The following is a 25008-nucleotide window of genomic DNA, read 5'->3' as shown; positions in this document are numbered from 1 at the left end:
GAATAAAATTTTCCGTAAACTAAAAGTAAGTATTTTTCTATGTATAAAGAGAGAGCTATAGGGACGTGAGAGTAATACCCTCATGATATTTTACAACCTTCCATCGCCTATAAAATTTGCAGTAGCACCAATGTTGGACTGGACAGACCGACATTGCAGGTTTTTTTATCGTCTTTTAACGAAAAAAGCTCTCCTTTATACGGAAATGATGGTAGCAGATGCTGTCATTCATGGTGTTCGCGAACAATTGTTGGCTTTTAGCGATAAAGAACGTCCAGTTGCATTACAACTAGGGGGGGCTGATCCGAGAAAGTTAGCAGAAGCTGCACGAATTGCTGAGGATTTTGGCTACAACGAAATAAATCTTAATGTCGGGTGCCCATCAAATCGTGTTCAAGCAGGTGTCTTTGGGGCTTGTTTGATGCTACATCCAGACATTGTGGCAAATGCCGTGGAAGCGATGAAACGAGAGGTTACTATACCTGTAACTGTCAAATGTCGGATTGGAGTGGACGAACAAGATGAAGAGTTAGCGTTAGATCTTTTGGCTAATCAGGTTTGGAATGCTGGATGTGATGCGCTCTGGATACATGCACGCAAGGCATGGCTGCAAGGATTGAGTCCGAAAGAAAACCGTAATATTCCGCCCCTTAATTATGAAAGAGTTTACAAATTAAAACGTAAATATCCTCATAAATTCATTGGGATAAATGGTGGAATTAAATCGATTGATGAGATCAAAGAACACTTAACTTTCTGTGATGCTGTCATGGTTGGTCGCCAAGTTTATCATAATCCAGCTTTGTTAAAACATATTGATTTTGAACTCTATGGTGAGACGCAAAATAATCTGAGTGAGAGTGATCTTATTGAGGTTATGTGTGATTATACAGCTCGACATATTGCATCGGGGGGGCGGCTTTCTCATGTGACACGTCACATGATTGGTTTATTTCATGGGCGGGGTGGGGCACGTCGATGGAGGCAAATATTATCAAATGATGCGACAAAACCAAATGCAGATATATGTATTTTAAAAGAAGCTTTTTATGCTCTCATTTAATAATAGCCTAATAATTAACATATATTAAAGTTGAGATCCTTTGCGTTTGGATGTCTTTGCGATAATTTTGATCTCTTCAATTTTATAAGTTTTTGAAAGTTTATAACTTTTATTATGCATAAGAATTGTTGGAATGTATATATTAAACGGCATGCTGATTATGCCTATTAAATAAAAAATAGGTTAAGGGTATCACTGTAAAGGTAATCATAAGATATTAATAACATTTTGAATCTTGCACGTTTGTTATTAGGGTTGAAAATAGAATGTAGAAATTATTGCTTTCATAGTATTTAACATTTTTAAAGCACTGTTAAAAAAACAATAAATTATTCATATCCTGTATATATGACGGGATTTTCATAAACATTGTAGATTTTAAAAGGTATCCTTATGACCGCTAGTCCATTTGATGATTTTCGTGCTTTGCTTACAAATTTACCTGTTGCTGATGAGTTTTCTATAATTTTGGCAAAAAAACGGCAAAAAGACTTAACAAAAGAGCAAGGAACATTAGGAAAACTAGGAGATATTGCTGTTTGGTATGCGGGGTGGAGGGGTACAGAAAAACCTATCGTAACGAGACCTTTGGTCGCTATTTTTTCTGGAAATCATGGTATTGTAGAGGAGAATATTACACCATTTCCACAATCTATGACACAAAAAATGGTAGAAAATTTTGCCTCTGGTGGAGCTGCTATCAATCAAATTTGTATTGCTTATGATCTTGGATTAAAAATATTTGATTTAGCATTAGAATATCCAACAATGAATATTACGAAGGATGCCGCAATGGATGAGCGGAGTGCGGCTGCTACAATGGCATTTGGAATGGAATCCATTGCGGGTGGAACAGATCTTTTATGTATTGGAGAAATGGGAATTGGAAACACAGCAATAGCTTCAGCTTTATGCTTAGCATTGTTTGGAGGGGAAGTGGAAGAATGGACAGGAAATGCTATGGAATCAGAAGGTGATTTTTATCAGCGTAAAATTGCAGCGGTTAAGACAGCTATTTCTTTGCACAAGGATTATTTCAATGATCCTTTTGAGATAATGCGTCGCTTAGGAGGACGTGAGATTGCTGCTATGGTTGGTGCTATTTTAGCAGCAAGAATAGAAAAAATACCCGTTATTTTAGATGGTTTTGTGGCAACAGTAGCTGCAGCGGTTCTTTATAAAATGCATCCAAAAGCTCTTGATCATACCCTTGTTGGACATGTTTCTTCTGAGACAGCTCATCGTAAACTTTTAAAAAAAATTGGCAAAGAACCACTTCTAGATTTGGGGATGCGTCTTGGTGAAGGGACAGGAGCAGCTATGGCAGCTGGTATCGTCAAAGCCGCTGTTTTAACACATGCACAAATGGCAGTTTTGGAACAAGAAAGTTTGAATGCCTAAAAGATCATGAGACGGATATAAAAATCTTAAGAGTTTTGTTCATGCGTCTTGTCGTGTAATTTAATATAATTAAGTGGAAGTTCCGTTGTATATTTAATCTGTTCCATTGCGAAAGAAGATGAGACATCACGGATATCAATTTTAGAAATTAATTTTTTATAAAAAAGATCATAAGCTTCAATGTTGGGCACAACAACACGCAATAAATAGTCAATATCTCCACTCATTCGATAAAATTCAATGACTTCACGGAATTCTTGCACAATTTTTGAAAAACGCTTAAACCATTCATGACTATGTGTATTTGTGCGAATAGACACAAAAACAGTGACGTGTGCGTTTACTTTTTCTGGAGAAAGAACAGCAACACGACGCTGAATGACGCCATCTTCTTCAAGTTTTTGAATTCTACGCCAGCAAGGAGTGGTCGAAAGTCCCACTTTTTTAGCAATATCAGCAACAGAAAGTGTCGCATTTTCTTGCAAAAGATGTAAAATTTTTCGGTCAAGACGATCCATATTTTTTCTCAATATTTTAATTTATAAAAATTTACGCACTAAACAACGCAGATATACAATAAGCTCATCGTTAAACCATGGGTTTTTCTGTAACCAAGAAGTATTTCGCCATGACGGATGAGGCAAAGGCATAACATTATAGCCTCGAGGTTGAGGAATGGAAAGAATATTTCTCCAATCACCAACAGTTGCAGAAACGGTTTTATGTTTTAATTCTGTAATGTGCCACTTTTGCGCATAACTGCCAATAGCAAGAACAAGCTTTATTTGAGGCATTGCCTGAAATATCTTTTCATGCCATATTTCTCGACATTCACGTCTTGGTGGTAAATCAGCTTTATTTTTATCATAACCTGGAAAACAAAATCCCATAGGAACAATAGCAAAGAGAGATTTATTATAAAATTCTTCTTTCGTGACACCTAGCCAATTACGCAATTTTTCGCCAGAGCGATCATTAAAAGGGATAGAAGTTTCATGGACACGCAACCCTGGCGCTTGGCCTGCAATTGCAATCGAAGCAGTATCGGATAAATAAACGACAGGGTTTGGTTCATGAGGAAGAGGAGGAAAATAATGGGGTTGTTGGACGCAAACACGACAGGAATAGATCTCTTTTTCAAGTTTGATAATTGGGCTACATTGTTTCATTAGTAAATAAAATTAAAAAATATTTTTTTTATTCTGTGCGAGGATTTGCTTTGCGCCATTCTTTTGGTCGTTGAAAACTTGATGCCCATATTCCTTTCTTTTTCTTTCTAGCTTCTTGCTCTTCTTTGGGGTATTCATAATAATTTACAGCCCAACCATTATGTACAAGTGTTGCGTTGATATTGCTAACTTGTTTTGTTTTACATGTTGCAAGAATACGGCGATATTTATCTGTTTTTTGCCAGTGACATGTAACAGTTTGATTTTTTAATAGTTTTTCTAAATATTTCTTTGCTTCAAGCCCACAAGGGTAGCGTGCTTCTTTTTTTCCACAAAATTGGTGGAGTTCAGGAGCATCAATTCCAGCTAGTCGAATCTTAATTGAAGAAATCATAATGGTATCGCCATCAATGATTAATGCATTTCCTTCAACAGTGTTTTGAGAAGAAAATTTTTCTTTTTGAGGCAACAGCTGAGTTTTCTTAAAATAAGTTGACATAATGATAAGAATGCTAGCAGCGACAAAAATACTGAAACCGATAACTTTTAGATTAAAGCTTCTTAGATTAAAATGAGAAAAAGATTTTTTCATGAAATAAAGAAACTGCTAACATTATTATAACTCTATTTTAGTATTGTTTATAATTGACCCGAGAAACTTTATTCATATGACGAAACAGTGTTTCGTTTTAATGACAAAATTTTCATTAGATATCACAATAATCAAATACTCATACAGAATATATGTAAGCAACTTAAATAATAAATCAACTTATCCAAATCCGTACAAAACATACAAAGTTTAAAGTAAACTTTTTAAACTTAAGGAAATAAAAAAACATCCCTCAAAAAATAACTTTGAAGAGCAATACTCCCACATTTCTTTTGGAGTATAAAATCTATCAATTTAATAATAATTTTATTTATTTAATTTTTGTTTCCTTAAATTCAACGTGCTTTTTTACAACTGGATCATATTTACGCTTGCTCATTTTATCTGTCATTGTACGGCTGTTTTTCTTTGTTACATAGAAAAAACCAGTATCTGCAGTTGATAAAAGCTTGATCTTAATGGTTGCTGCTTTAGCCATAATGTAAATACCCTATTTATACTGAAAAAATATTATTGCTGTCAAAACTTATTTCCGACATCATCAGATTTTCCGGCAACACTACGGATGTTCTCAAAAAAGTCAAGAGCTGATTAATTTTCTCATAAGTTGGACAAACACCAAAATGACATATAAACCGAAAAAAACAGCCATGGCTATTGAAAAACCAAAGGGTTTAAAGATATCCATGGATTTTCCGATAAAGGTCGGTCCGATGAGCATACCAATTCCATAACAAAAAATAAAAGCAGAATTAGCAGCAGCAAGTTCTTGCCCCTTGAGACGGGCTCCTAAATGTGCAAGACTAATTGTATAAAGGCTCGCTGATACACCACCCAGAAAAAACAAATCAAGCATCAGAATCCATGGATATTGAAGAATCCATGGTACTATAAAAGTTCCTATAAAACCTAGAATAGCGCAACTCATCAGCGGGTAGCGTCGATCTTTGGCGTAGTCGCTTATAATGCTGATAGGAATTAAGAGGAAAATATTCCCAAGTGCAAGGGTTGCCATAAAATGTGCTGCTTCATTCTCATTATAACCAATGGATAAACTAAAGGGTATTATAAGAGTTAATACGCCCATTTGAATGGCCCCGTAAACAAGGACCGCCATCATTGCACTTGGAACGTGAAAAAGATAACGAAAAAATGGCATATATTGATTTTTTTGAAATTCTGGACTTAATTTCCAAGCGGTAAGAATTGGTATAGTAGCAAGTATAATAAGGCTATATCCAACAGCAAAAGGAATAAATCCTTGTGTTCCCACTTTTGCTAGCAGCGTTAGACCTATTATAAACCCTAATCCTAAGACAATAGCATAAATAGAAAGGATCAAACCGCGTTTTTTTGGGGGAGCATAACTGTTGATCCAAAACTCTGACAGGATAAACATAACTGTCATGCTGAAATGTAATATAAACTTTAAAATAAACCAAATCCATATGGGATCAAAAAAATAGAATCCTAAAAAACTTAAAGATCCTATCGCCATCATAAGCAATATTGTTTGAGCGATTCCTAAGCATAAGGCAATTCGAGACGTAAAAATAGCTGCAATAATTGTGGCGATTCCACCAACTGTTCCACTATAGCCGATTGTACTGTTGGAAAGTCCTTTCTCTGCCATAAGAAGAGAGACAAGTTGTGTTCCCATTGCCAATGCTGTTCCAACAGTGCCAATGGTTGCAATAGCGGCAATAATTGCACGCAAAGAATTATTTTGAGAGTCAAAAGGTTTTTTTTTCATGAGAATGGCTTAAGGTACTCTTGTTTATTTAAACAATGAAAAGATGAGCTGAAATGAAAGGGAGCCAAAACTATCCTTTGCAGTTTCTCTCATTTTCTAAGTATAAAAAACTGCAAGATTTTTATATGGTTATTATAGACTTAACAATAAAATTTATCCTCTTGTATACTAAAGAAATAAGATTGTATATATAAATATTATATAATATAAGTCATTTCTTAAATTGAATTTATTATTCATATATATTCAATGGAGGGCAAGAAGATTAATTTTTTCTTTTCCCATAAAAAGTATACTTTTGTTTTTTTAATTTGTTTTTATGGTAGGATGTCGGTGAAAATTTTATTGGACGAGGTTTTGTTAACAGTTCAAAGCATAAAGCGCCAGCAAAAGGTTGTACCGTTATAAGTTTTACTTCTACAACATCACTGAGCTGATAGCCTTTATGGCTACGCTGTCCTACAAGAACATGTTGTGCTTCATCAAAATGATAATAATCATTTTTAAGTGTAGAAATATGGACAAAACCATCTGTATTGAGTTTATCAAGTGAGATAAAAAGACCTGCTTTTGTAACTCCGGAAATGCGGCCTGTAAAAATACGACCGATTTTATTCGTTAAATAGTGAGCAACAAGCCGATCAATCGTTTCTCTTTCAGCCATCATTGCACGGCGTTCGTATAAAGAAACTTGCGTAGCAATTTCTGCAAGATTTTGTTCTTGTGTATCTGTTAATTGATCATTTCCTAATTTGAGAGCTTTAATGAGTGCTCGATGAATAATGAGATCAGCATAACGACGGATTGGTGATGTAAAATGTGTATAGTTCTGCAAATTCAAACCAAAATGGCCACTATTTTTAGGGTTGTACTCTGCTTGTGATTGTGAACGCAAAATAACTTGATTGACTAGTTCTTGTTGTTGAGTATGAGCGACCTTTTCTAAAATTCTATTAAGGCGCGCTGAGGTAAGTTCGCTTCCGCGGGAGAGTGGTATCCCCAAACTTTGAAGAAAGCTCCGAAGTATTTCTTGCTTAGCAAGAGAAGGTTTTTCATGAATACGATAAATGAGCGGCTGGTGATGTTGTTTTAATGTTTCAGAAGCTGCAATATTAGCTTGTATCATAAACTCTTCAATTAAACGATGCGCTTCTAATTGTGTTTCACTCACAACATCTTTTATGCATCCATTTTGATCAAGAATAATCTTTTTTTCTGCAATTTCTAATTCTAGTGGTTGGCGACGATTTCGCGCAGCTTTAAGGCATGCATAGGCTTCCCATAAGGGGTGCAAAATGCTCTCAAAAAGAGGGGTTATTTTTTCATTTATATTACCTTCAATTGCCAATTGTACTTCTTGATAAGAAAGTTTGGCTCTTACACGAATCATAGTACGATGAAAACTATGTTTTCGTTTATTACCGTTTGCATCAAAAATCATACGAACGGCTAAAGCTGGTCTTTCTTTTCCTTCACGCAGAGAACATAAATCATGAGAAAGGCGTTCAGGTAACATTGGCACAACGGTATCGGGAAAATAAACAGAATTTCCACGTTTCAATGCTTCTTTATCTAAAGCACTTCCTGTTTTGATATAATAAGAAACATCTGCAATGGCTACAATAATAATCCAACCATCATTATTTGCTGGATCCTTATCCTTGGTTGCATAAACTGCATCATCATGGTCTTTTGCATCTGGTGGATCAATTGTAATAAAGGGTAATTGTCGCCAATCTTCACGATTATCCATATTGGCAGCTTTGATATGTTTGGCTTGCTCAAGAACACTTTCAGGAAAAATATAAGGAATTCCTTTCGAAAGAAGCGCTATCATTGAGAGTGTTTTCTCACTCTTAATGTGCCCTAAAACATTCTTTATTTTTGCGCTCTTTAATCCGTAACCAGTATTTTTTTTTATTTCGACTTCAACGAGATCACCAATTTGAATCTTCATTTCTGGAGACATTTCAACAATGAGTTCATTGGTTTTGCGGTCTATAGGATCAAGGCGCCATTGATTATTTTCCAATTTTCGTACAATAGCAAATGCGCTTTTGGGAGATACATCAATTTTACGAATAATTCGTCCCGTATAAGGATGGCTTGAGCTTTCAGAATTTTTATTTCGAAAAACTTTTACAAGAATATGATCTCCAACACCAATATTACTTCCTGTTATGTGATGAAAAGAGTGTATTTCAATATTGGGCTTTGGAGAATCTTCCCATTCAAGAGGTTGTGCAATAAAACTTCCATCTTTATCACGTCCGCTAATTTTTACTAAAGAAACAGGGGGTAATTTTCCTTTGTTTATTGCTCTTTTGTGGTGTTTAGATATGAGATTTTGATCCTTTAACTCACGTAACATATCTCTAAGCCAGATACGAGAATCGCCTTTTAAGTTAAAAGCTTTAGCGATTTCTCGTTTACTTGAGTGGTTAGGATTCTCAATTATAAAGGAAAGGATTGCTTCCTTATTGGGAAAAGTTTTCCCCTTGAATGAAGAGAGATATTTTATGTTTTTTTCACCTTTAGCCAAAATTTATGTCTCTTTTATTTTTGCTTTTGTTTTAGAAGAAGCTCTTTTTGAAGTTGTTTTTTTACTCGATGCTTTAGCCGATATAAGTTCTAGTGCCTCTGGAAGTGTTACACTAATGGGATCTTTATCTTTTGGCAATGTTGCATTAATTTTACCCCAATTGACATAAGGACCATAACGCCCGTTGCGCACGGTAATGGTTCCTCCTTCGGGATGCTCTCCTAATGTTGCCAATGCTTCAGGTGTTGTTCTGCTTTGCCTGGTTTTGTTTTCTTGTTGTTCTGCTAATACTGTAACAGCGCGATTGATACCAATATCAAAAACTTCATCTGCATGAAGAAGGCGCGCAGATTTTCCATTATGGCTAAGATAGGGACCATATCGTCCAATCGTAGCCGTGATTGTTTTTCCGGTTTCAGGATGAATGCCAATTTCACGGGGAAGGGATAGTAAAGCCAAGGCTTTATCAAGGGTTACATTTTCTGCCTGCCATTCTTTTGGTAATCCTGCACGCTTAACTTCTTTGCTTTCACCAAGTTGAATATAGGGACCAAACCGGCCATTACGAAGAGAGATCTCTTTTCCTGTTTCAGGGTCAATACCAAGTATAACAGGTTCATCATTGCGTACAGCTTCATTCTCTTCTCCAGTATCTGTACCAAGTTGGTGTGTGTATTTACATTCGGGATAATTGGAACAGCCAACAAAAGCACCATAACGCCCAAGTTTTAATGATAATTGACCATTTTTACAAAGAGGACAGGAACGCACATCACTTCCATCTTCGCGTTCAGGAAAGGCGAGAGGTGCTAATGTTACATTTAAAGCATCAAGAACATTGGTTATACGGAGTTCTTGGATATTGCTAATAGATGCATTAAATCCATCCCAAAAATCTCGCAATACGTCTTTCCAAGAAAGTTTGCCATCAGAGATAAGATCCAGCTTTTCTTCAAGATCTGCTGTGAAACCATATTCTACATAGCGATTAAAAAAATTTTCAAGAAAGGCTGTAACAATACGTCCCTTGGCATCGGGAATAAGCTTTCGTTTATCAATGACAATATATCCACGGTCACACAATGTCGCTAATGTGGATGCATAAGTTGAAGGACGACCAATTCCTAACTCCTCAAGCTTTTTAATTAATGAAGCTTCAGAATAACGAGAAGGGGGCTCTGTGGTATGTTGTACAGATTCAACTTTTTCTTTTGTAAGTGCTTCACCAGTGTTTATTTGTGGTAAACGTGTTGTTTCATTTTCTTCATTATTTTCTTCGTCTCGTTGATCCGTGTAGACGGAAATAAAGCCATCAAAACGAACAACAGATCCTGTTGCCCGTAGATTTGCACGCTCTTCTCCTTGCTGTGCTTCAATTTCAACGGTTGTACGTTCAATGTCAGCAGAGCGCATTTGGCTGGCAATGGCACGCTTCCATATCAGATCATAGAGCTTTGCTTGATCGCTATCGAGAAAATTACGGACTTGACTAGGATTGCGTTGAAAATCTGTTGGGCGGATCGCTTCATGTGCTTCCTGTGCATTTTTTGCCTTTGTTGAATAAAAACGTGGCTTTTCAGGAATATAGTCTTTTCCGAAAGTTTCATGAATAACTTTTCTTGCTGAATCAATAGCCTCAGGTGCTATCTGCACACCATCGGTACGCATATAAGTAATAAGCCCTGCCGTTTCACCATTAATTTCAATGCCTTCATAAAGCTTTTGGGCAATTTGCATAGTGCGAGAAGCTGAAAATCCTAATTTTGAAGAAGCTGCTTGTTGTAGTGTAGAGGTTGTAAATGGAGGAAAAGGATTTCTCTTTGTAGGTTTTGCTTCAACACTGAGTGTATGATATTGAGCTTTCTCCAGCATAAAGCGAATTTGGTCTGCTTGTTCTTGAGATTGAATATCAAGCTTGCCTATTTTTCTTTGATTAAACATTGTCAATCTTGCTTGGAAACTATCATTTCGGATGGTTTTTAACTGTGTTGTAATGGACCAATAATCTTCTTTGATAAAATGTTCTATTTCTGATTCACGATCACAAATAATACGCAAAGCAACCGATTGAACGCGTCCTGCTGAACGCGCACCAGGGAGTTTACGCCATAAAACAGGTGAAAGTGTAAAACCAACGAGATAATCGAGAGCACGACGTGCAAGATAAGCATCGACAAGGGATGTATCAATATCACGTGGATTATTCATAGCATCAAGCACAGACTTTTTGGTGATGGCATTGAAGACAACTCTTTTAATAGGTTTATCTTTTAAAACTTTTTTTTGACGAAGAACATCCAGAATATGCCATGAAATAGCTTCCCCTTCACGATCAGGGTCTGTTGCTAATATAAGGCTATCAGCTTCTTTAACGGCTTTTGCTATTTCATTTAAACGTTTAGCGGCAGCAGAATCTATATCCCATTTCATAGAAAAATCTTGATCCGGTAAAACAGAACCATCTTTTGCAGGCAAATCACGAACATGTCCAAATGATGCGACAACTTTGTATTGAGATCCAAGATATTTATTAATTGTTTTTGCTTTTGCTGGAGATTCAACGATAACGATATTCATAATTTTACCCAAATATTGAAATAAAAATTTTTTTATAAACGCCTTTTACGCGAATAGCTAATGCCAATTGCTTAAGAGCACATAAAAAAATATTAGCCATATAAAAAACATGAATATTGTACAACTTATGATTGTCATTATTAGAGTACACCCTATATAGAATTACACGATTTATTTTCCACTGTTATTACAAAAACATACGGCGAAATACTAAGATAACGTCTATTGAGAGGTAGGAGGGGAAATGCTCAAGGATAGAGGATTATGTTTATAAATCATTTAAAAGTTATCCAATATATTACAGACATGTCAAAGCAAATGAATCAGATGGCGCGTCAGGCGCACAGTCCGCTTTTAGCATTGCTTTTGGATATGGTTGCCAAAGAAGGGCAAAGCATTATTAATAGTGCTGAGGCTCTTGGGGAAGATCAAGATTCGACAATGACACACAACCACCAGAGTGTCGAATAAGCTTTCCAGCAAGCTCGAGTTCTACCAACAAGAGGTAGAGAGTTGGGAGTGAAATACCTGAGTGGATACTGAGTGTGTCTAAGTCGATTGGCGTTGTTGAAAGAGCGGAGAGAACTGCTGCACGTGCTGCATCATCATCTGCTAAAGAGAGATCGCTGTTTTTTTCATCTGCTAAATTAAAATTCTCCTTTTCAAGTTGTAAGGAGGATGGTTCCTCAAAAAAATTGAGTTGCGAATTTGGAAGCGGTGAAATTAATGGCGTAAGTGTTTCTATAATGTCAGAAGGATGTGTGGTGAGTAGAGCACCGTCTTTGATAAGATTGTTTGTACCAACAGATCTTGGATCAAGTGGAGAACCGGGAATGGCAAAAATTAGCCGTCCCATTTCAGCTGCTTGACGTGCGGTAATTAAGGACCCTGAGCGCAGGGCTGCCTCTACAACCAAGAGACCAAGTGATAGAGCTGCAATAATACGGTTTCTTCTTGGAAAATCGATAGCACGCGGCTTCCAAGAAATGGGCATTTCGCTGATGATGGCTCCACCGTTGGCAATAATATCTTCATGCAACTTTTTATTTTCAGGAGGATAGATATGATCAATTCCTCCCGCCATGACTGCAACAGTTCCTGTTTTTAAACTTGCTTGATGCGCAACGCTATCAATTCCACGAGCGAGCCCAGAAATTGTTACAAAGTCTGCTTCTCCGAGAAAACGCGCAAATTGAGCTGTAAGCTTTTTTCCCGCAGCTGAAGCATTTCGAGAACCTATAATTCCAATAGAAGTTTTTTGAAAAATTGAAACATTACCTTTGATAGCAATAAGCGGCGGGGGGGCTTCTGTAACCTTAAGAAAAGCTGGATAATCTGGTTCTCCCATACCAATAAACCGGACACCTAATCTTTCAGCCTCTTGCATTTCTTTTTCTGCATCTTCTAAGCTTGCTATTTTAATAGATACAGAACCACCCCCTTTTCTACTAAGCTCTGGCAGCGCTGCCAGAGCATTTTCTGCTGTTTTATAATGATCAATGAGATTGCGAAAACTAACAGCTCCAATATTTTCACTGCGCAATAACCGTAACCAGCTTAGACGTTGACGATCAGTAAGCAGGATTCCTTTATTTATCTCCGTGTTGCGTACCAATCTTACTTTCTTCCCCAATTAATAATCTACCGATATTTGCAGAATGTTTTATAAACACAAATACGCTCATCACAATCAGCATACAATAGAAATAAGAAGCGGAAAAATAAAAAACAAATATCGGTGTGATCGTAACAGCAATAAGCGCAGATAATGAAGAATAACGCATGAGGAGAAAAATCGCACTCCATACAATAATAAAAATAATTGCTGCAGGCCAATAGATTCCTAAGCAGACTCCTAGATAGGTAGCAACACCTTTGCCACCTTTAAATTTAAGCCATACGGGGAAAAGATGTCCTAAGAAAACAAAAAAGCCTGCTAGAGAAACAAGGATACTATTGTCTAGCGGATCACTAAAAAACTTTATAACGAAAACAACGATAGTTCCTTTCAACATATCACAAAGAAGTGTTAGAGCAGCAAGCTTTTTATTTCCTGTTCGTAAAACATTTGTTGCTCCAATATTGCCGGAACCGATTGTTCTTATATCACCAATTTTGAACAATTTCGTAAAAAGAAGCCCAAATGGAATCGAGCCAATGAGATAAGATATGAGGAAAATAAACCATGGAGTGGATTGAAAAAATATTTCTGCTTCATTCATTAAGAATCTCATTAAATTTGTTGATCAAGTTTAAAAACGTTTTTCCCTTTCACAAAGGTCTGGAGCACGCGTCCTTGAAAACGTGCATTCTCAAAAGGGGTATTTTTTGAACGTGAATAGAGCTTCTCTTTCGAAACAACCCATGGTTCTTCAAGATCAACCACAATAAGGTCTGCATAAGCCCCTTTTTTGAGTGTTCCTGCATTGAGTCCAAAGAGCTTTGCAGGCGCCGTTGACAAAAGTTCCGTTATCCGTAGAAGAGATAGGCTCTCATTATGATAAAGACGTAAGGCTGCGCTCAATAAGGTCTCCATACCAATAGCGCCAATTGCCGCGTCATTAAATGGTAAATGTTTTGTGTCGATACTCTGAGGATCATGAGAAGAGACAATAACATCTATAATCCCATCCTTTATTGCTTCAATCATTGCTACACGGTCTTCTTCTGTACGCAATGGGGGCATTAAGCGAAAAGAAGTGCGATATTGTCCAATGTCATTTTCATTGAAAGATAAATGATTAATAGATACACCCGCTGAAATTTTCTCACTGCGTTTTTTACCTAAACGAAGTGCATCAGCAGAGAGTGCTGTCGATATTTGAGCGGCATGATAGCGTGTTTGCGTTAATGCTGCTAAACGTAGATCTCTTTCAAGTGGGATAACTTCTGCTTCGCGAGGGATGCCAGAAAGACCAAGCCAACTGGCAAGCAGTCCTTCATTCATCACACCTTGCCCTGTAAGATCTTTATCTTGCGTTTCATGCATCAATGGAACATCAAAATCGCGTGCATAAGTCATTGCACGCCGCATAACAGATGAATTTTGAAGTGTTTTTTTTCCTTCACTAAAGGCAACGGCTCCAGCATCTTTGAGCAAACCAAATTCGGTTATTTCTTGTCCGTTGAAACCTTGTGTGATTGAAGCAACGGGATAAATATTGACCAATGACATTTCCTGTGCTGTATGCGTAATAAATTTAACGAGTGCTACATTATCAATAACTGGATGCGTGTTTGGCATCATAAGAAAGGAAGTAATACCACCTGCTGCGGCCGCGTAACTTGCTGATGTAATTGTTTCACAATGTTCATTCCCTAATTCTCCAACAAAAACGCGCGCATCAACAAGTCCAGGGAGAATTGCTTTGTTTTGTGCGTTAATAACTTCTGCTTCTTCAGGAAACCCCTGATTCAGAGCTTCTTTTCCAGCGGCTATAATTCGTCCATTTTCAACAATAACTGTACCAATTTCATCGATTGCGCGCGAAGGATCAATAATACGAGCATTTTGAAAAACAATTGGTTTTATCATTTTTTTTCTCCACTGATCTTTGCGCGTGAATCTAATAAAGCCTCCATGACAGCCATACGCACTGCAATTCCCATTTCTATTTGTGTATGAATCATACTTTGTGGTCCATCTGCTATGTCGGATGCAATCTCTACACCACGGTTTAATGGGCCAGGATGCAGAATAATAGAATCATTTTTGGCATAGGCTAAATTTTCTTTATGTAAGCCAAAATAATGGAAATATTCACGCGTAGAGGGAATAAAAGAGCCTGTCATCCGTTCATGCTGTAAGCGCAACATCATGATAACGTCAGCATTTTTAAGACCTTCTTTCATCGTGTTAAAAACCTCAACACTCATATGAGCGATTTCTGCGGGTAAGAGTGTTGAGGGAGCAACAGCACGAACACGAGCACCCAAAGCATTGAGACACAGGATATTGGAACGGGCAACACGTGAGTGTAAGATATCTCCGCAAATCGCAACAGTTAATCCTTCAATACGACCTTTTGCCCTTTTAATGGTTAGAGCATCTAATAAAGCTTGGGTTGGATGTTCATGAGCACCATCACCTGCATTAATAACACAACAATCAACTTTTTGCGCTAATAAAGCTGCCGCTCCTGCACTGTTATGGCGAAAAACCAGTATATCTGGCTTCATCGCATTGAGAGTTGTAGCAGTATCAAGTAATGTTTCTCCCTTTTTTACAGATGAGTTGCCGATCGCAAGACTCATCACGTGTGCACCTAGCCTTTTACCCGCTAATTCAAAAGAAGATTGTGTTCGCGTAGAGGCTTCAAAAAAGAGATTAATTTGAGTCCGTCCATGCAAAGTAGATTTTATTTTATCAATTTTGTTAGAAAGGATAATATTTGCTTCTGCACGATCAAGCAATGTATTAAGATCTTGTACACTCAGATCTTTAATAGCTAAAAGATGTTGATGAGGGAAAAGTGGGAAAAAATTATCTTGCATCATAGCATTCTTCTTTATCTCTCTCTAAACAGGTTAAACAAGCATTTGTTTGAATATGATAAATGTTTCTTAACTCTAAAAAGACAAATAGTCTATGATATGAATGATTTGAATGTAGGAATATACCTATGAGTGCTGTATCTGCGCAAAATACTCGTCGAAAAAATACATTTCTTAGCGATACGCTTATGTTTCGTATTGCTTCTACTTTGCCTAAGTTTTTGTTAGCAAGTTTTGAAGAAATAGGGGATTTTGCCGCGAGTCGAGAAGCATGGAAACTTTCTTGCTTAGCGAATCATTATAAGCCTTTACTATGCTATAATGATGAATGGGGGCAACCAACAGAAAGATTAGAGATCCATTCTTCCTATCAAGCTCTTCAACAATATTCTAGACAAGCAGGTTTGGTTACCTCGCTTTGGGAAAATACGAGCTCAGAAAATGGAGTACGCTATCAAGCGCGTGCGATTCGTTTAGCTTTATCTGCTGGTTTAGAAACAGGACATTTGAATGAAGTTATCATAACGAGTGCAGCTATTGCTGTTTTAATTAGTGATATTGAGCTCTTCAAAAAATGGCAAAATGTACTTTTATCACGCCAATATGATTCCTCATCAAAGCCTATTCATCATAAAAAGGCTGCTTCTCTAACTTGTGCATTTGACGATATTGAAAAATACGCTTTCAATTTTCCAAGTGTTAAGAAAATTTCTTTCGATGAAAGTATGGAACGTGATCTATATCGTTTAAATGTTGTAAAAACCAACGTTATTAATCCTACCGCTGACGGATATCTTGTTAGTGCAGATTTAGATGGTCATTTAAGTTGTTTTTTTATTCCACGCATACAAGAAAATGGCGCATTAAATGGATCTATATCGATTCGTCATTTAATTCAGCGATCTGGAGAACTTTTAACACCAGAGGGGGTTGTCGACTTCCAAGGCAGTTATGGCTGGCTTTTGGGAAATGCTGGAGAAGGGCTTAAAGTTATTAAAGATATCGAGACGATGATGCGTTTCGATCAATCTGTCATATCGGCAGGTGTTTTACGAGCGGCTCTTCAATTTGGTATGGATTTTTTCCGGAAAAAAATACCCAATCAGCCGTTACCTCCACTGACAGAACGTATTTTTGCAGATATTGCATTAGATATAGCTGCCTCACAAGCATTGGTTTTGCGTTTAGCGAGAGCATTTGACAATGCAGCAAATGACCGTTCTGAAGCAGCTTTTGCCCGCATTATGACACCTATTATTGCTTATCATGTAAGTCAATTGGTTGTGCCTATTATTGGTGAAATTATTGCACAACTTGGTATTGAAAGTTTTATAGAGAATAATCCATTATCACAAATGTTGCATAATGGGCCTGCGCGAATTGTGAGAAATAGTTCTGCTAATCAATTGGTAAAGGATGCAATTCTTATTGCTGAAAAAGCACCGGGATTGTTTCAGAAATTGTTGGAAAAAATTGCTCTTGATATTGGACCAGCGGGACCCCGAGCAATTGAAATTATTAAGTCAGCAGGTGATATGGCATCAGCAAATGAAGGTGCAGGAAGATTTTTTGTTGAACAAGTAGCTTATGCAGCAGCAGCAGCAGCATTACGTTCTACAGACATAGAACATGTTGCGAATGCCTATATGGAAAGCCGCCTTGGGGGACAATGGAGATCTTCTTACGGGATGCTCATTGCACGATATAATGCAGGGCATTTGCTCAATGTCCTCTATCCTTCCATATGATGAAAGTTTTGAATTCTATTGAGAGCACCTTGCAATATAAAAGCGGCGGCTGCCGAATCAATACGGCTTGCTCTTTTAGCGCGCGATACATTCATTTCTAAAAGAGACCGTTCCGCAGCAATTGTTGATAAACGTTCGTCCCAAAAAACAAATGGAATTTTTGTATAAGCTTTCATATTGCTCACAAAAGCTCTGGTTGCTTGAACACGAGAGCCACTGCTTCCATTCATGTTAAGAGGTAAGCCAATGATAATAACGCCTACATTTTCACGGTCAAAAATTTTAATAAGTGTGTAAGCATCTTCTGTAAATTTTTTTCGCTGTAGTACAGGACGCGGATTTGAGACAGTCAGCCCCATATCAGAAATCGCAATTCCGATAGTTTTTGTCCCTAAATCTAAGCCTGCTATTGTTTGTCTAGGCAAAAGATGTTTTATAACTTCATCTATATTAATAACAGTCATAAAGGTATAATACGTTTTTTAATGTTTCAGATCTATAGTTATATTCTTTATTCATGTTATCTAATATTCTTGCACTTACAAGTGCACCCTTGTATAGCCAGAATAAAGATCAAATAAATAAACAAAAAAGCAGAAAGGCGTAAAGAGTATGTCTGTTGATCAAGAGACAGTCAAGCGGATAGCACATTTAGCAAGGATTGCCCTCCACGATGATGAGATAGAACCTGTGACAAAAAAATTCAATGCTATTTTAGGTTTTGTAGAGCAATTGAATGAAGTTGATGTCAGTGGGGTTGAGCCATTAACATCTGTGATGCCGATGACTCTACGAATGCGTGAAGATAGTGTTACAGATGGCGATAAAGCAGCAGATATTGTAGCCAATGCCCCTGTTACAGAAGAAAATTTTTTTCTTGTCTCAAAAATTGTTGAGTAACTTTTTATATTTTTGAAATTTGAGAACCAATATGACTGATTTAACAACTCTCACAATTGCGCAAGCTCGTGATGCTCTAACAAAGAAAAATCTCAAAGCAACAGAATTAACGGAAGCTTATTTACAAGCAATAGAGTTGGCGAATCCAACTTTGAATGCTTATGTAACAATAACAGCAGAACAGGCAATGAAAATGGCTGCTGAATCAGACAGTCGCTTAGCGAAAGGGCAGGGAGGGCTTTTGGAAGGAATTCCCTTGGGGATTAAAGATCTTTTTGCAACCTATGGTGTTCATACTCAAGCCTGTTCAAATATCCTTGATGGTTTTAAACCGCACTATGAATCAACTGTCACGGCTAATTTATGGCAAGATGGTGCTGTGATGTTAGGAAAACTTAATATGGATGAGTTTGCTATGGGCTCATCCAACGAAACATCATATTATGGTCCCGTTATTAGTCCATGGAGAAAAAAAGGCTCAAATGAAAAACTCGTACCCGGTGGTTCTTCGGGAGGATCCGCAGCCGCTGTTGCTGCACAAATTTGTGCTGGTGCAACTGCAACCGATACAGGTGGCTCAATACGTCAACCAGCAGCTTTTACTGGAACTGTGGGAATAAAGCCAACTTATGGACGTTGTTCGCGATGGGGCGTTGTCGCGTTTGCTTCATCTCTTGATCAAGCTGGACCTGTTGCTAGAGATGTTCGTGATTGTGCTATCTTACTCAGATCAATGGCCTCTTTTGATGAAAAAGATTCTACTTCCGTCAATTTACCAGTTCCTGATTATGAAAGTTATCTTGGTCAATCAATCAAAGGAATGAAAATCGGTATTCCAAAAGAATATCATGTGGATGGAATGTCTCCAGAAATTATTGAGCTTTGGCAAAAAGGAATAAATTGGTTAAAAGAAGCAGGTGCTGAGATTAAAGATATTTCTTTGCCCCATACAAAATATGCTCTACCTTCTTATTACATTATAGCTCCTGCAGAAGCCTCTTCTAATTTAGCGCGTTATGATGGTGTGCGTTTTGGTTTGCGCATGCCTGGGAAAGACATCATTGAGATGTATGAAAATACGCGTTCTGTTGGTTTTGGTGATGAAGTCAAACGGCGCATTCTGGTTGGGACTTATGTTCTTTCATCAGGTTATTATGATGCCTGTTATTTAAGAGCTCAAAAAGTAAGAACACTCGTAAAACGTGATTTTGATCAATGTTTTGCTTCAGGCATTGATGCTATTTTGACACCAGCAACACCAACATCTGCTTTTGGTATTGCTGATGAAAAAATAAAAAATGATGCTGTAGCAATGTATCTTAATGATATTTTTACTGTACCAGTTAATATGGCTGGATTACCAGGAATTTCTGTTCCTGCTGGTCTGTCATCAAATGGTTTACCTCTAGGATTGCAATTGATTGGTAAACCTTTTTCTGAAGAAGTCATTTTTCAGATAGCGCACATTATTGAACAAGAAGCAGGAATATTCAGTGCAGAAAAATGGTGGATGTAATAGTCAAAATTCACAAAGGAGCATTTCTCATCCTTAATGAGAAATGCTCTTTTAAATGGTGGAGGGAATGAGCTCTATTTCCTTAATTCGTAGTCTTACCCACCAAGATAGGCTTCTTTAACACGCGAATCAGAGAGCATAGTTTTTCCTTCACCGTGAAATAAAATATGTCCTACCTCTAAAATATAAGCATAGTCAGCTATGGAAAGTGCAGCAAATGCATTTTGTTCAATAAGAAGAACAGTTTTCCCCATATCATTAATTTTTCGAATAATCGAAAAAATTTCTCGAACGAGAAGTGGTGCTAACCCCAACGAGGGTTCATCTAATATGACCATATCAGGATTGCTCATGAGTGCACGGCCCACAGCAACCATCTGTTGTTCACCACCTGACATTGTTCCTCCCAACTGTTTTGCTCTTTCACGTAGGCGCGGAAAAAGGTCAAATATCCATTCAATATCACGGGAAATTCCCTGCTTATCGTGACGAATATAAGCGCCTAGATGAAGATTCTCTAAAACAGTGAGATGGGGCATGATACGTCGTCCTTCAGGGCTTAAAGCAATCCCTAATCGCAAAATCTCTTCTGGTGATTTTTTAATAATAGATTTGCCATTATAGGTAATTTCTCCATAAACAGAGCGATTAAGCCCTGTAATAGAACGTACAATACTGCTTTTTCCTGCACCATTGGCTCCAATTAAAGTGACAATACTGCCCCGCTTTATGGACATAGAAAGATTTTGGACAGCTTTAATGGCGCCATAATGAACGTAAAGATTTTTTATTTTAAGAATATCCATAAACATCTCCGCCAAGATAAGCTTCAATAACTTTAGGGTTATTACGAATTTCATCTGGTGTACCACTGGCAATGCAACAGCCATATTCCATAACCAAAATATGTTGGCAAAGCCCCATAACCACTTTCATATCGTGCTCAATAAGAAGAATTGTAAGATCAAAGTCTTTTTGCACTTTTGCTATGAATTTTCTAAGATCTTCACTTTCTTGTGGATTCATGCCAGCAACAGGTTCATCAAGAAGAAGCAATTTGGGCTTTGTGGCTAACGCACGTGCAATTTCTAGACGTCGTTGCACACCATAAGGTAAAGCTGTTGCCGATTGATTGGCAAGATGATCAAGTTGTAGCTGTTCAAGGAGCTCCAAGGAATTTTTATAAACTTCCTTCTTTTCTTTTATTGCTTTTGAAAAAAAGAGAGCTGAAGAAAACCAAGGATATTTTTGTCGAACATGCGCTCCTACCATAACATTCTGCAAAACCGTTAACCCTGAGAAAAGACGAATATTTTGAAATGTTCTGGCAATATGGCTTCTACAGATAATATAAGGAGACGCTCCAGAAATTTTTTTCTCATCAAAAAGAATGATGCCGCTTGTAGGAGCATAAAATCCAGAAATCATATTGAAAACTGTTGTTTTTCCAGCACCATTGGGACCAATTAATCCAGTAATACTTCCTCGTTTAATTGCCATATTAACATTATTTACAGCAACTAATCCGCCAAAACGCATTACAATATTATTGAGTGAAAGGATATTGTCGTTCATAGCTTTCCCTCAGTATTAGAAAGCTTTTTGCGTGTCAAAAAGCTATAAATTCCATTCCATGAAAATTCTCGTTGTCCCATTAACCCTTTTCTCCAAAACAAGATAATTACCAGCAATAAAAGAGAAAAAACAACCATACGAAGCCCTGGGGTTTCTGGAATATGTATAAAACCTAAGTCAAATGGACTTTCAATGATACGAAGCCATTCAAGCATGACTGTAATAATAATGCTGCCAATAATGCTCCCTGTAATTGAACCGAGACCACCAGCAACAACAATCATTAAAATATTAAAAGTCAGAAGAAAATTAAACATTTTTGGATCAATGGTTGAAATAAGAGCCGCCATTAATGCGCCACCTATACCTGCAAAAAATGCTCCAACAGTAAAGGAAAAACTACGGTAGAAAAAAGCATTAATTCCCATAGTTTTCGCAGCTATTTCATCATCACGGATAGCACGTAATACGTTACCAGTATTGCTTTGCAGTAAGAGGACAATAAAGAGAACTGTAAATGCTAGCCAACCATAGTTCCACCATAATGTTGCATTTTGAGGTATTCCTTTGATTCCCAAAGAGCCATTTGTGAGCGATGTTGCGTTCGTAATGACAATGCGAATAATTTCCGCAAAACCTAATGTTGCAATTCCAAGATAATCGCCACCAAGACGCAATATTGGTAAAGCAATTAATAAACCTACAACAGCAGCACACAAACCACTTACGACAACAGCGATAAAAAAAGGTAACTGCAAATGATATAATGGTTCAGCAATAGGATCAAGAATCCACATCATTTCTTTTTGTTCAGGGGAAAGAAGTAAAATTGCGCAAACATAAGCACCAATAGCCATAAATCCAGCATGTCCAAGAGAAAACATACCTGTGAAACCGTAAATCAAATTAAGCGAAATTGCCAATATCGCATTAATAGCAATCAGATTGATGATACGAAGCGTATAGTCATTAAAATGGCTATCAGCATAAAATAAAAAACCTATGAGAACTAAAACACTTATACACGATAAAACAGTTGTCGCTGACTTTGCCATTAGATTTTCTCCTGATTTCTTTTACCCATTAATCCTGTGGGCAATATCAATAGAATCAGAATCAATAAAATGAAAGCGAAGGCATCTCGATATCCAGATAGCGCGGGGAAAAATGCGATAATCATAATTTCAATAAACCCTAATAACAATCCTCCCAACATTGCTCCTGGTATCGAACCAATACCTCCGATAACAGCAGCAATAAATGCTTTGAGACCAGGAAGAACACCCATATAAGGCTGAATTTGAGGATAACGTAAAGACCACATAATGCCTGCTATGGCGGCAAGAGCTGAGCCTATTCCAAATGTAAACGCAATAACTTTATTGACAGACACACCCATCAAACGTGTTGTTTCAATATCATGGGAGATTGCGCGCATAGCAAGACCCGGTTTTGTTTTATGGATAATCCATAATAGTAATAAAATAAGAATTAATGACACAAAGGGAACGATCAGAGACATGGGAGCAATTCTGATGATACCATCTGCTCCTGATCCTAGATGCCATAAAAATGGTGTTACAAGAAAGTCTGGCTGTTGTACACCTTTCGGAACACCACTAAAGAGTACAGTAGCAAGATTTTCAATAAAAAAAGAAACACCAATTGCACCGATAAGTGCCGAAATACGCGGAGCATGGCGTAGAGGTTTATAAGCAAATTGATCAACAGCAACACCCACAGCACTTGTAATAAAAATGGAAAAACAAAGAGCTAAAACCCAAATCGGTGTAAAGTCTTGCGGGGAAATTTTAAAATAATAAACAAATCCTAGCGCAAGAATTAAAAAAGCAGCAATCCAATAAATTGGAGGACGCCTTTTAAAGCCTATAAAGACCGAATAATAAACAAGAGCAGCAAGGAACAAAAGAAGAAAAGCTGCCCAAGCAGGCATAAAGCCAATTGTGGAAAAGAAAACAAAATATGCTCCCAGCATAAAGATATCACCGTGAGCAAAATTAATGAGTCTCAGTATACCGTAGACCATGGTGTAGCCAATAGCAATAAGCCCATAAAGAGATCCCAATGCCAGTGCATTAAAAAAGTACTGGATGAACATTTCAGTGCTCATCTCTCATCCTTCCACATTTGTTAATTTACATAGGACAATAAGAAATTTCTAAGTTTTTGGTTGAGAAAAAGATCCTCAACCAATTCTTGCATTTTAATAAGCACAACTTTTTAATTAAAAAGCAGGTTTAACTTCTTCTAAATAAACACGTTTTCCATCCTGTATTTTAATGATACCAATAGGAATTTTAGGATTATGATTTTCATCCATTGACATATCCCCAAAGGGGGTAGGAAAATCTTTTAATTGGCTAAGTGCGATAGTAATTTTTTCACGATCAGTGCTACCAGCATTTTCAATAGCCTTCATGAACATCATATAACTCGTGTATCCCAAAACAGAATTGATATTTGGCTCTTTGTCTGGGTAAGCTTTTTTCCATTCTTTTGTGAATTCTTGCGCAGCTACTGACATATTTGGCATATCCTCACTATAGGGAAGTGTCGTATGTAAGAAACCTTCTGCAGCTTTTCCTGCAATCGTAATGGTTTCTGGATTATCCATAGCATCTCCACCCATAATTTGAAATTTAGCCCCTAATTCTCGTGCTTGTTTCATGATGATAGCACCTTCAGAAAAGTAAGATGGAATGAATAAGATATCAGGTTTCTGGGCGATAATTTGCGTGAGAACAGCTGAAAAGTCCTGATCTCCAGAATTATAATTTAAATTTGAGATAACTTCACCACCTAATTTTTTGAAAGCACGCGTAAAATAACTTGCAAGACCAATAGCATAATCGCTTGAAATATCTTTAAGGATAGCAGCCTTTTTTGCGTGTAAAGTTTGGCTTACATAAGTTGCGATTCCTACTCCTTGATAGGAATCAATAAAGCAAGCACGAAAGTAATATTTTTTACCCTGTGTAACAAGGGGACTTGTTGAGGACGTTGCAATGGTTGGAGTCTTTGCCTTTTCAGATATTTCACCACCTGCTAACGAGAGCGAAGAACCATAGCTACCAATGATTCCACTCACTTTTTCACTTGCTGTTAAACGCATAACAGCATTAGCCGCTTCTACTTTATCAGACTTATTATCAATAATAACAAGTTCTACTTTACGTCCTAAAATTTCTGGAACTTTTTTATGGGCTAATTCTATACCTCTAATTTCAAGCTGACCTCCAAATGCATTTTGACCACTTAATGGAAGATAAACACCAATCTTAATAGGTTCACTCGCATAAACATTTGCTGTAAATGCCATAAATGCTGCGATTATCGTAAGGATTTTCTTCAATTGCATTGCGCATTTTCCTTAATTGAATTGTCGTTTTTTCACCTTATATTGAACTTCTTCATCATGCAAGTTACACATTAATCAAAATATCATTATGTAAAAAAACTTTTATATGATCTCTTTTGTAGGGCACTTCTTGTAAGGTATGTAAAGTGTACAATCAAATAGTTTTATAAATATTCACGTTGATATTCTCTGACATTAACATAGAAGATACGACAATGTGGGGAAATCTTATCTTGGGGCTTGCGTGTTGATACAAGAGCAATGTTTACTTAAACCTA

Annotated in this window: 23 protein-coding genes; 6 read left to right on the top strand and 17 right to left on the bottom strand. The window is 37.2% G+C overall.

Features of this window, described 5'->3' with window-relative positions; genetic code table 11:
• The first annotated feature begins 82 nt into the window (after positions 1–82).
• Together dusA and cobT are read left to right on the top strand one after the other, a co-directional pair.
• On the top strand, positions 83–1063 hold the full coding sequence (gene dusA / locus ACFIMC_RS08975; protein WP_375613406.1) for a tRNA dihydrouridine(20/20a) synthase DusA: 981 nt from the start codon (positions 83–85) through the stop codon (positions 1061–1063).
• Positions 1064–1456: 393 nt separating this feature from the next.
• Positions 1457–2464 (top strand): nicotinate-nucleotide--dimethylbenzimidazole phosphoribosyltransferase, encoded by a 1008-nt coding sequence (gene cobT, locus ACFIMC_RS08970; protein ID WP_375628152.1) that lies wholly within the window; start codon positions 1457–1459, stop codon positions 2462–2464.
• Between the two features lie 26 nt (positions 2465–2490).
• Here the strand turns inward: cobT and ACFIMC_RS08965 are convergent, their stop codons facing one another.
• The 7 genes from ACFIMC_RS08965 to topA all read right to left on the bottom strand — a co-directional run bounded on the left by ACFIMC_RS08965 (position 2491) and on the right by topA (position 11118).
• On the bottom strand, positions 2491–2982 hold the full coding sequence (locus ACFIMC_RS08965) for an Lrp/AsnC family transcriptional regulator (RefSeq protein WP_015856433.1): 492 nt from the start codon (positions 2980–2982) through the stop codon (positions 2491–2493).
• A gap of 21 nt (positions 2983–3003) precedes the next feature.
• A complete protein-coding gene (locus ACFIMC_RS08960; protein WP_375613408.1) occupies positions 3004–3633 on the bottom strand; it encodes a uracil-DNA glycosylase family protein in 630 nt (209 codons plus the stop codon).
• 28 nt (positions 3634–3661) lie between these two features.
• On the bottom strand, positions 3662–4225 hold the full coding sequence (locus ACFIMC_RS08955; protein WP_375611942.1) for a thermonuclease family protein: 564 nt from the start codon (positions 4223–4225) through the stop codon (positions 3662–3664).
• A 331-nt stretch (positions 4226–4556) separates the two neighbouring features.
• Positions 4557–4724 carry a 50S ribosomal protein L33 gene (rpmG, locus tag ACFIMC_RS08950; RefSeq protein ID WP_004864083.1) on the bottom strand — a complete coding sequence of 56 codons (168 nt, stop codon included), beginning with the start codon at positions 4722–4724 and terminating at the stop codon, positions 4557–4559.
• A gap of 102 nt (positions 4725–4826) precedes the next feature.
• Positions 4827–5999: an MFS transporter gene (locus ACFIMC_RS08945; RefSeq protein WP_273791015.1), complete on the bottom strand. Its 1173-nt coding sequence runs from the start codon at positions 5997–5999 to the stop codon at positions 4827–4829.
• Between the two features lie 265 nt (positions 6000–6264).
• Complete coding sequence (gene rnr, locus ACFIMC_RS08940) at positions 6265–8541, bottom strand: ribonuclease R (RefSeq protein WP_375613410.1); 2277 nt, start codon at positions 8539–8541, stop codon at positions 6265–6267.
• Between the two features lie 3 nt (positions 8542–8544).
• Positions 8545–11118, bottom strand: coding sequence for a type I DNA topoisomerase (gene topA, locus ACFIMC_RS08935; protein ID WP_375611939.1), 2574 nt, complete (start codon positions 11116–11118; stop codon positions 8545–8547).
• A gap of 264 nt (positions 11119–11382) precedes the next feature.
• Here topA and ACFIMC_RS08930 point away from each other — a divergent pair, with 264 nt between their 5' ends.
• Complete coding sequence (locus ACFIMC_RS08930) at positions 11383–11589, top strand: hypothetical protein (protein WP_005773510.1); 207 nt, start codon at positions 11383–11385, stop codon at positions 11587–11589.
• Here ACFIMC_RS08930 and dprA read toward each other — a convergent pair.
• The 4 genes from dprA to ACFIMC_RS08910 are packed head-to-tail and all read right to left on the bottom strand — an operon-like array spanning position 11519 to position 15615.
• A complete protein-coding gene (dprA, locus tag ACFIMC_RS08925; protein WP_375621280.1) occupies positions 11519–12751 on the bottom strand; it encodes a DNA-processing protein DprA in 1233 nt (410 codons plus the stop codon). The two genes, ACFIMC_RS08930 and dprA, sit on opposite strands and share 71 nt — an antisense overlap.
• Entirely contained in the window at positions 12708–13340 is a 633-nt protein-coding gene (gene plsY, locus ACFIMC_RS08920; RefSeq protein ID WP_375613412.1) for a glycerol-3-phosphate 1-O-acyltransferase PlsY, read from the bottom strand. The genes dprA and plsY overlap by 44 nt, the downstream gene beginning before the upstream one ends.
• Before the next feature lie 11 nt (positions 13341–13351).
• Complete coding sequence (locus ACFIMC_RS08915; protein ID WP_375636758.1) at positions 13352–14653, bottom strand: dihydroorotase; 1302 nt, start codon at positions 14651–14653, stop codon at positions 13352–13354.
• The gene (locus ACFIMC_RS08910) at positions 14650–15615 is read right to left on the bottom strand and encodes an aspartate carbamoyltransferase catalytic subunit (protein WP_375611935.1); all 966 of its coding nucleotides are present in this window, start codon (positions 15613–15615) and stop codon (positions 14650–14652) included. The genes ACFIMC_RS08915 and ACFIMC_RS08910 overlap by 4 nt, the downstream gene beginning before the upstream one ends.
• Before the next feature lie 125 nt (positions 15616–15740).
• On the opposite strand from ACFIMC_RS08910, the gene ACFIMC_RS08905 reads away from it, so the two are divergent.
• Positions 15741–17360: an acyl-CoA dehydrogenase family protein gene (locus ACFIMC_RS08905; protein ID WP_375613414.1), complete on the top strand. Its 1620-nt coding sequence runs from the start codon at positions 15741–15743 to the stop codon at positions 17358–17360.
• On the opposite strand, the gene ruvX is transcribed toward ACFIMC_RS08905, so the two are convergent.
• The gene (gene ruvX, locus ACFIMC_RS08900; protein WP_375611932.1) at positions 17345–17824 is read right to left on the bottom strand and encodes a Holliday junction resolvase RuvX; all 480 of its coding nucleotides are present in this window, start codon (positions 17822–17824) and stop codon (positions 17345–17347) included. The genes ACFIMC_RS08905 and ruvX overlap by 16 nt on opposite strands.
• 148 nt (positions 17825–17972) lie before the next feature.
• Between ruvX and gatC the strand changes: the two genes are divergently transcribed.
• Together gatC and gatA are read left to right on the top strand one after the other, a co-directional pair.
• Positions 17973–18260: an Asp-tRNA(Asn)/Glu-tRNA(Gln) amidotransferase subunit GatC gene (gene gatC, locus ACFIMC_RS08895; RefSeq protein WP_375606898.1), complete on the top strand. Its 288-nt coding sequence runs from the start codon at positions 17973–17975 to the stop codon at positions 18258–18260.
• 31 nt (positions 18261–18291) lie between these two features.
• The gene (gatA, locus tag ACFIMC_RS08890) at positions 18292–19776 is read left to right on the top strand and encodes an Asp-tRNA(Asn)/Glu-tRNA(Gln) amidotransferase subunit GatA (RefSeq protein WP_375611931.1); all 1485 of its coding nucleotides are present in this window, start codon (positions 18292–18294) and stop codon (positions 19774–19776) included.
• 95 nt (positions 19777–19871) lie between these two features.
• Here gatA and ACFIMC_RS08885 read toward each other — a convergent pair whose 3' ends face one another.
• From ACFIMC_RS08885 to ACFIMC_RS08865, 5 genes are all read right to left on the bottom strand, one after another.
• Positions 19872–20582 (bottom strand): ABC transporter ATP-binding protein, encoded by a 711-nt coding sequence (locus ACFIMC_RS08885; RefSeq protein ID WP_273791026.1) that lies wholly within the window; start codon positions 20580–20582, stop codon positions 19872–19874.
• Positions 20569–21351 carry an ABC transporter ATP-binding protein gene (locus ACFIMC_RS08880; protein ID WP_375611930.1) on the bottom strand — a complete coding sequence of 261 codons (783 nt, stop codon included), beginning with the start codon at positions 21349–21351 and terminating at the stop codon, positions 20569–20571. The genes ACFIMC_RS08885 and ACFIMC_RS08880 overlap by 14 nt, the downstream gene beginning before the upstream one ends.
• Positions 21348–22406: a branched-chain amino acid ABC transporter permease gene (locus tag ACFIMC_RS08875; RefSeq protein WP_375611929.1), complete on the bottom strand. Its 1059-nt coding sequence runs from the start codon at positions 22404–22406 to the stop codon at positions 21348–21350. Before ACFIMC_RS08875 ends, ACFIMC_RS08880 begins: the two co-directional genes overlap by 4 nt.
• Positions 22406–23482 carry a branched-chain amino acid ABC transporter permease gene (locus ACFIMC_RS08870; protein WP_375611928.1) on the bottom strand — a complete coding sequence of 359 codons (1077 nt, stop codon included), beginning with the start codon at positions 23480–23482 and terminating at the stop codon, positions 22406–22408. The genes ACFIMC_RS08875 and ACFIMC_RS08870 overlap by 1 nt, the downstream gene beginning before the upstream one ends.
• Positions 23483–23596: 114 nt before the next feature.
• On the bottom strand, positions 23597–24730 hold the full coding sequence (locus ACFIMC_RS08865) for an ABC transporter substrate-binding protein (protein ID WP_273791030.1): 1134 nt from the start codon (positions 24728–24730) through the stop codon (positions 23597–23599).
• Positions 24731–25008 lie beyond the last annotated feature (278 nt).

This window comes from Bartonella sp. AP21QHHD, from assembly GCF_042196205.1.
Lineage (GTDB): Bacteria > Pseudomonadota > Alphaproteobacteria > Rhizobiales > Rhizobiaceae > Bartonella.
The sequence above is the reverse complement of the archived record's forward strand: the minus strand, read 5'-3'. Positions and strand labels throughout refer to the sequence as shown.